Raw genomic sequence first — 7683 nt, forward strand, 5'->3', positions numbered from 1 at the left:
AGAGAATGAACCCCAATATGTTACATTCAACATCAAGGCAGTCTCAAAACTTACTGCTCCGGAAGCACCAGTCGCTACACTTTTTGGTCAAAATCTATATTGTGACGCTTTTTCTACCAATTTATTTTAATTACGGGCCGTTATCTCTATCACCTCTACGCCTGCTGTTACTCTTCCAAACTCCAATTCTTCTAATTGGACTATTCGTTGGTCGGATAGGTCCAATCAAGGCGACAGACTATATGTTTATAGCTTTCATCTTCTGGATGGTATTGTCGCTATTTGTTAATAACCCCGACCTTGCTTTAGAAAACAGCGGTATTACCAGTCTCGAGTTTTTGGGGGGGTATTTATTGGCCCGAAGCTTCATTCAAACGACAGAAGATTTTATCGCTCTCTGTAAGTTTTTTCTAAAAGTTTCCATCATAATTTTCCCAGCAGCAATTTTTGAAACAGTCACCGGTAATCCGATCATTCTTCAAATTTTGGATTCCCTCCCGGGAATTAGAACAGAAAGTTTTGGAGGCAGTAATACTAGGTTTGGCTTGCACCGAGTTCACCTGACTTTCACTCACCCAATTCTTTATGGTATAGCCTTAGCGCCGTTACTGGCGTTTGTTTTTGTCTCTCTAAAAGAAAAAGTGAACAACTCTACACGATGGCTAGGTGGTGCTGCTGTTTGTGTAAACGCAGGCCTTTCACTTTCCAGCGGCCCAATTCTTTCACTTGTAATTCAGATTTTTCTTATTTTTTGGAATTGGCTATTGATAAAAATCCGAAGAAGGTGGTGGTTACTAACGGGCCTTTGCTTTCTCGCATACTTCGCCGTCGATATCCTTTCTTCGCGGTCTCCGGTTCGAGTTTTTTTATCTTACGCTACGTTCTCACCTCACACCGCATATACTCGCCTGCACATTTTTGATTGGGGTCTAATAAACATCTCTGCCAATCCCATTTTCGGGCTTGGTTTCCGAGATTGGGTGAGGCCCGAATACATGGGAAGTAGCGTGGATAATTTTTGGTTGCTTACGGCGATGCGCTACGGAATTCCTGGGTTTGCTTTCCTCGCAGGTGGATGGGTTACACTGATGTTTCAGGTGGCGAGAAGAAACTTCGATGCCAATCCCAGCCTTTCATCCTGTCGTCAAGCCTGGATGATTGCAATGATCGCAATGATTTTCTGTTTAACAACAGTACATATATGGGGCGCTATTTTTTCTTTCTACTTCTTTTTGGTAGGAACCGGTGCCTGGATGGTCAATGCTTCGGAGAAAGACACTAAAGTTACCAATACAACCTCTAAGAAACCCTACCCCTATGAAAAAAGCCCCTACACTCGTTTTCCTTCAACAGGTGGCGGCAGGCACCGATAGGCTACATTCACTACACCGGCCGTGGCAGTCAACACTGTTCACACGATTACCAGAAGCCCCTGCGCTGGCAGGGTTTACAGATATCGATGAGTGGAAAAGGCAACTCTACCGTCTTGAAGGGCCGCTGAGGTAGCCACTTTCCAATACATCAACAGGCCCCACAATCCACGCCGAAGGCACTCAGCATTGGGCTGGAAAAGTCCGATCGCCTTCGAACGGAAAGCCGCCTAAGGCGGCACTAAAACGTGACAGGTCCAGATATAACGAACGCATCAACGGGACACTAAGGCGAGAAGCCCTCAACGCTGAGTGGTTCCACTGCACTAGATAAGCATTGCGGGAGGCTGGGTAGCAAGGCTGGGTCAAACTCTACATTTGAACGAGAGAAGTCTCGAAGACAGGTCAGGGCAGAAACAAGTTATGTTAACGGCTTCTACGAGCCCAAGCATGCAATCTTGGAGAATAACTAAGCACAATATGCATCCAGACTCGAAAGCCATTTTGGGCGTTTGTTCGCGCGGCATGAAAATAGCGCCGTGCCAATTTAGGTCTTCCTATTCGCATTAAATGACTGCCAGTAGAAATATAATGGTTTGACAGCTCAGGTCCAGAAAACCCAGCCCGCCTCATTTTTCCCGTTATGTATGAATAGCTTAGAGATGAATAACGTGAATTATGTGAAATATGATCGTGTGTGGTCGTCTTGTGAGTTGCATATCCCGCCAGGTAAAGTGGCTGAGAGATGAATTGGAGTTTCCCTTGTTGTGTTAGCCGTAATGTAAAATCCCAATCTACATTGTTACGCAATCGTTCATCAAAAGAGTGGGCAGAAAGGACTGCGTTCTTTTTTAAAAGCATCGTAGGAGTGTTAACAAAATTACCTTCTAATGTCCCTCGGAATAGATCGCCTGATAATGGAGAGCGGTGTGCAGGAGGCAACATGTGTGAGGAGGATTGTGAGTATGCCTCTTCAGGAACTATGGTATATGAGAGTAAGGCCGAATACACACCAATATATTCGGAGGGCAAAGAAGATAGTAACTTCATTTGCCTTTCTAATCGATCGAATATGCTTACGTCGTCACTATCATGAAACGCGACTAGTTTCCCCTCTGCAGCAGAGATGCCAGTATTACGGGCAGCAGACGCTCCCCCATTTTTCTTATGGCGAAGCAACCTAATACGTGGATCATTAAGCGACTTTATTGCTCCTACAATATCATCACTGGAACAATCATCGACAACAATAATATCCAAATTTTTATAACTTTGAGCACAAATACTGCCTACTGAACGCGAGACAGCATGCGCACGGTTGTATACGGGGATAACAACACTTATCAAATCACCATAAAGCAACATTACCTCCAAGGTCTGTAAAATCTTCAATCACATAACTTATGCTGCGGAGCAAGAACACCGTTTCTGGGAGAACGATTTAAAGACATGTTTGAAAACTATCGGCTCATTTGGAGATTATTGATTTCGCGTGAGCGACGTAATTTTCTTATACTAATATTACTGACCATACTGATGAGTATATTTGAGATAGCAGGTGTAGCCGCTATCTTGCCGTTCTTGCAATTAGTCGGTGACCCCGCAGTGATTGAAACCAACTCTGCAGTGAAGTTTTTTGCCGATGTTACTAAGCTTTCCGAAACTCGGGAAATAACAATTGGCTTTGGTCTAGCCGTTTTACTGATGTTGGTATTCGGCATGTTCGTACGTGCCTTGGGAACATATTTGCAAATTCGCTTCTCAATGATGAGGGCGTATTCGATTGGAATGAGACTGCTTCGTACATACCTTTTGCAACCGTATGTTTGGTTTTTAGGTCGCAATACCGCTGAATTCGGACAAAACATTCTATCCGAGGTTGATTTAGTCGTACGACAATGTTTACTGCCCGCCATCTTACTTATTTCAAATGGCCTCATTTCTTTTCTTATTTTTGGTCTTTTGTTCTTTCACAATCCATTAGTTGCAGCCAGCGCTGCGATACTCTTGTCCGGAGTTTACCTGGCTGTCTATTTGGCACTGAATCAGAAGCTATCTACTATCGGAAAATTGCGGCTAGATGCTAATAATGATCGCTTCCAAGTAGTGCAAGAAATTGGTGGAAGCATCAAGGAACTAAAAGTACTAGGCCTTGAGGACGAAGCGCTTATCCGATTCCAACACCCGGCATCAACTGTGGCCCAAACCCAATCTAGCGCTCAAATACTCGGTAAAATTCCACGTTTTGCCCTCGAAGCTGTAATATATGGAGGCTTCGTATTTTTAATTCTAGTCATGTTCCTGTTTCAAGGACAGGAGTCTCAAGATTTACTACCCCTTTTTGGCCTACTTGGCTTGTCGGGCATGAAGCTTTTTCCAGCCCTACAGCAGATCTATGTGAACCTTACTCTTATTCGCTTTTCCAGCCCTGCTCTGCGGAGTCTGCATGAAAACGTGGTCGGCCTGGCAACGCCGGTTTCGGTAAAATCAGGGTTACCCATAGGGTTGAGTAAACGCCTTGAATTAGAAAATCTATGCTTCACCTACCCCCAAGCCGAACAACCCTCCATATACGACATCAATGTGAGCATTCCTGCGGGTAGTAGCCTTGGCATAGTAGGCGGAACTGGAGCAGGCAAAACCACATTGGTGAATATACTTTTGGGGTTACTAACACCCGATAGAGGAGAAGTTCGCGTTGACGGGATTTTGATCTCCGATTCAAACTGTCATAACTGGCAGCAAAGCCTAGGCTATGTTCCACAAGAAATTTTTCTCTCCGATAACACAATAGCCGCCAACATAGCCTTCGGCTTGCCATCAGACAAAATAGACCATGTTATTGTGGAACAAGTAGCCAAAATTTCGAGCTTACATGATTTTATTACAGAGGACCTTCCACAAGGGTATAACACACGTGTTGGAGAGCGGGGGGTGCGCCTATCAGGGGGGCAGCGCCAACGAATTGGCATCGCGCGTGCCCTGTATCACAACCCCGACATATTGGTTTTAGATGAGGCTACTTCCGCACTTGATAATTTAACAGAGCGCGCGGTAATGAAAGCAGTGAACGAATTAGAAAATGGTACGACCGTTATCAAAATTGCACACAGATTAAGTACCGTACGCAACTGCGACACGATTATTCTGCTTGAAAAGGGTCAAGTGGCCGCAGAAGGTAGTTATGATGAACTAATGTCAAACAGTTTGGCATTCCGCAAACTTGCAACGTCCTAAAAATCTGCAGACAGCAATAATATCCCCTCACAGTAGTTTAGGTCAGATTGCTTTCCGCCATCCCAAAATGTACAAAATCTCGTCCGTAAAAGTTTTCATTCGGCGAACGATACGATGAAATAGACGGGCTAATTTCTTCTTACCCCGTAAGGGATCATGTTTCGCGCGAACGCTCTCTGTTGAATCAGGAGCAATGCCGTCACAAACACTAATCCAATTCATATCTTCAGAATATCCCGACCTAACCACCGCCTTTGCCAAGGAAGGATATGCAGAAAGTTGGGCGGAAACCCGTGGAAGATTTTTATGCCACGTACCAATGCTGGCATCTGAAATTGTCCGCACACCACCTAAAGCCAATGATGCTTCTTCCGAGCTTCTGGAAACCATCTCAAACTGTGAAAAATCATAGCGGCGTTTGAGGAACGGAAATACCTCCTCTATTCGAGTCTGCTCAATTTCAGTCTCAGTTACCAGATTTTCATACTTACAAACATAAAATCTTGGGTGGCCGCACAACTTTTGATGAAGACGTTCATTCCTCTCCCAAAGGGGGAAATCACACCAATATTCGCCAGGATGGCTGTTGTGTTGCGAGACAATAACGTCACGTGGATCACGTTGCATATAGATTACATGCAGCGAACGGTCCCAAGGTAAAAGTCGGCGAACGTGAACCAAATCCGTTGGCTTTTTAGAGGCATAAGCACGAACTGGGTGTCGAGGGCCAGAAAATAGACTGATCTCGTGTGTTCCGAGCTTTTCAATATCGAAACAAGAGGTTAGCAACTCAAACATCAATGTAGTGCCTGAGCGTGGAGATGATCCAACAACATGCAAGCGGGGTGCGTATGGCATTCCGGAACTCAATTAGCTTTATAACCATGAACATCTTGACAACACATAAAGCTAGGCTCCTTCAAAATGATATGTTGATGTGCGAAGCTTTTTCAAACTACTACATCATTGTATATGAGAATAATATGATACTGAATAATATCCTTAACTCTTAAAGGGTTATATTTTGGTCACGTTATCAAGGGGTAATCCCAGTTTAGCAATGACATTACGTGTATCCAACACAGGACACCCCAAATCCAAAAGGGGGGCGTATTCAATATTATTGTGATCGGTAGCAATCAAAACGGCCGCAAAGCGCCCCTTTGTAATTGCCTTCGGAGAAATAGCGTGCCGAGCAACAAACTGTCCATACTCCCTCATAGGCGGAATTTCAGGTACGTGCGGGTCGATAAAAGAGACATTTACACCTGCCTCTTCTAACAGTTGCATAAGTTTCATTGCGGGGCTTTCACGCATATCCGACACATTTTTTTTATAAGCTACACCTACCAAAAGAACTTCGGTGCCCCTTAACCCCTGCCCACTATTTTCATCAACAACCTGCCGCAATCGATTCACAATATGGTAAGGCATATGCGTGTTAATTTCGCCGGCGAGCTCAATGAAGCGGGTAGGCACCTCAAACTCTCTTGCCTTCCAGGTCAGATAGAAAGGGTCAATCGGGATACAGTGTCCCCCTAGCCCCGGCCCTGGATAGAAAGGCATGAATCCGAAAGGTTTTGTTGCTGCGCCTTCTATTACTTCCCAGATATCAATGTCCATCGCATCAAAAATTAGTTTGAGCTCATTAACCAACGCAATATTAACGGACCTAAAAATATTCTCTGTGATTTTAACCGCTTCTGCGGTCTGAGTGGTGGAAACACGAACTGTACGGTCGACAATACGAGAATAAAAAGCTTCCACCAGACCACTAGAATCTTCGTTGATGCCTGCTACAATCTTAGGAATCGACCGAGTATCATATACTATATTTCCAGGATCTTCTCTCTCTGGGGAAAATCCTAAATAAATTTCACCGCCCACATCGAAGCCGCTAGTAGCCAATATTGGCGCCAATATTTCTTCGGTCGTTCCCGGGTAAGTAGTTGATTCGAGAACAACTAAAGTATCGGGCTGAATATGTTCAGAAATTGTTCGAGCCGTCTCCTCAACATAAGAGAGGTCTGGCTCACGCTGAATATTTAGAGGGGTCGGCACACAAATTACGATGATTTGGCAGTTAGTAAGTTGGGCAAAGTCACGTGTAGCCACCATTCCATTGGCACGTGCCTCCTCCAAAGCATCATCAGAAACTGCATCTATGTAACTCTTGCCGCGAGCAAGTTGTTCAACCTTATTAGAATCCACATCAAAGCCAACAACAGGAAAACCGCTCCGGGCCGCCGTCACTGCCAATGGCAGTCCAACGTAGCCAAGACCTATTACCCCTACCTGACTATCCCTTTCCAAAATTTTATTTGCCAATGACATATAAGTACAAACCTTCTTGGGGCGGTGACGAGCACAACCCAATGACAACCCTATTTAGAAATGCCCCTTTTGTGTGTGCTCACATCAAGAGAGAATCTTCTACAAAATGGAACTCGTCGCCAACCCGAAAATCGCTAATTGTTGTTTCAAGGCTGTCATTCCATTGATTTCCAAGAGCCCAGCTCCAGTGATACTTCTTTAAATCAAACGTATAATCAGCGTCGGAATGATTCATTACTATCTCATCGTCAAAGAGAACCTGTAAACGATCTTCTTCCGTATCAATTAGTACAGAAATATTGTGCTCACCCTCAGCCATAAGATCTTCGACTTCTTGTTTGTAGGTTTTCATTCCCTCATTTTCAGCTCCAACCCTGAGGACAATTTTGTCCCCGTCAAGGGCCAAATCAAATCGCATATGGTTTGATACGAGGTAACCAGAATTCTCCGAACTAGCGGGATCGAAATCTATTGAGAAAGCTAACCGAGAACTGTCTTCGTAATCCTTCAGGCGCCCCAATGTGACTGTATCATCACCGCCATTGAGGCCAAGTACGGTTTCTCCATCATCACTCTGTAAGCCAGCATCACCTTTAAACTTAGTGCGGCTACGCGTATCGAGTGAGTCCAGATCAAGCACCATCCCCGACCAATCATCATCAAAAAGGCCAGTTTGAGATCTTAAAGGTACCGCTTCCGGCCCTTCTTCACTGGATGTATCTTCAATTACGCTGTCAGGCTC

5 protein-coding genes and 2 pseudogenes are annotated in these 7683 nt (G+C 44.6%); 3 read left to right on the top strand and 4 right to left on the bottom strand.

Going from position 1 to position 7683, the window contains the following annotated elements; all coding sequences use genetic code 11:
- Together Q0932_RS20265 and Q0932_RS20270 are read left to right on the top strand one after the other, a co-directional pair.
- A partial coding sequence (locus Q0932_RS20265) for an O-antigen ligase family protein (protein WP_366141446.1) occupies positions 1-1373 on the top strand: 1373 nt, incomplete at its 5' end.
- A pseudogene (locus tag Q0932_RS20270) lies at positions 1367-1604 on the top strand (IS3 family transposase); the annotation flags it as partial. The gene Q0932_RS20265 and the pseudogene Q0932_RS20270, both read left to right, overlap by 7 nt.
- A 192-nt stretch (positions 1605-1796) precedes the next feature.
- Here the strand turns inward: Q0932_RS20270 and Q0932_RS20275 are convergent.
- On the bottom strand, positions 1797-2762 hold the full coding sequence (locus tag Q0932_RS20275) for a glycosyltransferase family 2 protein (RefSeq protein WP_299357056.1): 966 nt from the start codon (positions 2760-2762) through the stop codon (positions 1797-1799).
- 57 nt (positions 2763-2819) lie between these two features.
- Here Q0932_RS20275 and Q0932_RS20280 point away from each other — a divergent pair, with 57 nt between their 5' ends.
- Positions 2820-4607 (top strand): ABC transporter ATP-binding protein, encoded by a 1788-nt coding sequence (locus Q0932_RS20280; protein WP_299357059.1) that lies wholly within the window; start codon positions 2820-2822, stop codon positions 4605-4607.
- Between the two features lie 42 nt (positions 4608-4649).
- Here the strand turns inward: Q0932_RS20280 and Q0932_RS20285 are convergent, their stop codons facing one another.
- The 3 genes and pseudogenes from Q0932_RS20285 to Q0932_RS20295 all read right to left on the bottom strand — a co-directional run.
- A complete protein-coding gene (locus Q0932_RS20285) occupies positions 4650-5405 on the bottom strand; it encodes a hypothetical protein (protein WP_299357062.1) in 756 nt (251 codons plus the stop codon).
- 219 nt (positions 5406-5624) lie between these two features.
- Positions 5625-6941, bottom strand: coding sequence for a nucleotide sugar dehydrogenase (locus Q0932_RS20290; RefSeq protein WP_299357064.1), 1317 nt, complete (start codon positions 6939-6941; stop codon positions 5625-5627).
- Between the two features lie 79 nt (positions 6942-7020).
- A pseudogene (locus tag Q0932_RS20295) lies at positions 7021-7683 on the bottom strand (hypothetical protein); the annotation flags it as partial.

Origin of the sequence: uncultured Shimia sp. (genome assembly GCF_947498095.1) — a bacterium.
In the GTDB taxonomy this organism is placed as follows: Bacteria; Pseudomonadota; Alphaproteobacteria; order Rhodobacterales; family Rhodobacteraceae; genus Shimia.